This is a genomic window from Bradyrhizobium sp. (assembly GCF_019242285.1).
Classification (GTDB): domain Bacteria; phylum Pseudomonadota; class Alphaproteobacteria; order Rhizobiales; family Xanthobacteraceae; genus Bradyrhizobium.
Window position 1 is genome coordinate 1 of record NZ_JAFAVV010000619.1, and the last position, 2,010, is coordinate 2,010.

Genomic DNA, 2,010 nt, shown 5'->3' on the forward strand with positions numbered 1-2,010 from the left:
GGACGGGAAACAGACGATACAGCGCGGCGAGATTCCACGGCCCGCTGCCGCGGCGGCCATAAGCGCCGACCAAGAGATTCTCTTCGACCGAGAGCGAGGTGAACAGCCGCCGCCCTTCCGGCACCAGCGCGATGCCGAGCTTCACGATCTCGGCGGCCGGCCACGCGCCGATCGGCTGGCCGTCGAAGATCACGCTCTCGGCGGGGCTTCTGATCAGGCCGGCGACGGTCTTGAGAAAGGTGGATTTTCCCGCGCCGTTGGCGCCGATGATCGCAACGGTCTCGCCGGCATCCAGGGCGATATCGATGTCGTACAGCGCCTGGAAGTCGCGGTAGAAGGCCGTGAGGCTGTTTGTTTGCAATAGCGGCATGATTTTACGCCTCGATGCCCATGTAGATCTGGTGCACCTCGGGCGAGCTCATCACGGCCCGTGGCTCGCCTTCGGCGATCTTGCGTCCGAAGCTCAGCACCACGAGGCGCTGCACCACCGCGAGCAGCGCATGCACGATGTGCTCGATCCAGACGATCGCAACCCCGCTGTCGCGGATTTCCTTGATGGTGGCGACCAGCTCGGCGCATTCGGCCTCGGTCAGGCCGCCGGCAATCTCGTCGAGCAGCAGGAGTTTTGGCGCGGTGGCCAGCGCCCGGGCGAGCTCCAGCCGCTTGCGCTCCAGCAGCGTCAGCGAGCCGGCCGGGTGGTTGGCGCGCGCGAGCAGGCCGAGCCTTGCCAGAATCTCGCCGCAGGCCTGCGCGGCCTCGCTCTCGGTTCGCCTGCGGCCATGGATCGCCCCGACCAGCAGATTCTCGAACACGGTGAGCTTCTCGAAGGGCAGGGGGATCTGATGCGTGCGGCCGATCCCGGCCGCGCAGCGGGCCTGCGGCGGAGCGCGCGTGATGTCGCGGCCCTCGAGGCGGATCGTCCCGCCGTCGGCCGATAAGCCGCCCGCGAGCAGGTTGAACAGCGTGGTCTTGCCGGCGCCGTTCGGCCCGATGATGCCCAGCGCCTCGCCGGGCGCGACCGACAGCGCGAGGTCCTCGGCCGCGACCACCGAGCCGAAACTCTTGCGCAGGCCCGCGATTTCCAGGAGCATCATGCGAGGCCGCGCGCGCCTTACGCGATCGCCTCCATCTTGCCGGCGACGGGGATCGCGGGCGCGGTGCGGTTGTCGGTGATGACGATGTCGTATTTGCCGTCCTTGAGCCGCCACTGCCCGCCGACCAGCGGCGTCTTGGCGACGTTCCTGGCCGCGAATGGCGGCAGGCTCGCGCTGTTCCACTGCACCTTGCCGACCACCGTGTCGAGATTGGTCGCGGCGATCGCGCTGACGACCGCCTTGCCATCGCGATCGGGGCTGCGCTTGAGCACGTCGACGGCGATCTCGAACAGCGCGTGAACGAAGCCGATCGGCTGGGTCCACTGCTTCCTGGTCGAGGCCTCATAGGCGCCAGCGAGGTCCTTGGCGCTCATGCCCGTGAGCGACGACTTAAACGGATGGTTCGGCGTCCACCACACCTCCGAGGACAGGTTGTGGCCGTCCTTGCCGAGCGCCTCGACCGCGACCGGGAACAGGATCGCCTTGCCGATCGAGGCGACCTTGGGCCTGAAACCCTGTTGCAGCGCCTGCTTCCAGAAGGTGGTGAAGTCCGGCGGCAGCACCACGCCGGTGACGATCTCGCAAGCCGCGCCCTTGAAGGCGCCGATCTGGGCGGAGAAATTGTCGGTGAGGTTCTGGTAGCGGCCGGGATCGGTGAGCTTATAGCCGCCCTTCTCCAGCACCGGCGGGAAGCCGACGACCTTGTCGCCCCAGGCATTGCCGTCGCCGTCATTGGGGAAAAGGCCGCCGACGGATTTGTTGGTCTCGACCTGGCTCCACATATTGGTGAAGACGGCAATGACGTCCTCCAGTCCCCAGAAGAAATGGTAGGTGTAGTTGAAGCCTTTCCACGCCGGCGGACCGCCGGCCGGATTGGCCTGCCGGCCGATGATTTTTGATGATCCGGGCGCCACCG

3 protein-coding genes are annotated in these 2,010 nt (G+C 67.0%); all 3 read right to left on the reverse strand.

The window, feature by feature from the left end; all coding sequences use genetic code 11:
• The coding region (locus tag JOY90_RS25375; protein WP_291693853.1) for an ATP-binding cassette domain-containing protein at positions 1 to 370 on the reverse strand (370 nt) is incomplete at its 3' end.
• Positions 371 to 374: 4 nt separating this feature from the next.
• Positions 375 to 1,094, reverse strand: a complete 720-nt coding sequence (locus tag JOY90_RS25380) for an ABC transporter ATP-binding protein (protein ID WP_291693854.1) — start codon at positions 1,092 to 1,094, stop codon at positions 375 to 377.
• 17 nt (positions 1,095 to 1,111) lie between these two features.
• Positions 1,112 to 2,010, reverse strand: an 899-nt coding sequence (locus JOY90_RS25385) for an ABC transporter substrate-binding protein (protein WP_291693855.1), incomplete at its 5' end; no start/stop codon positions are given.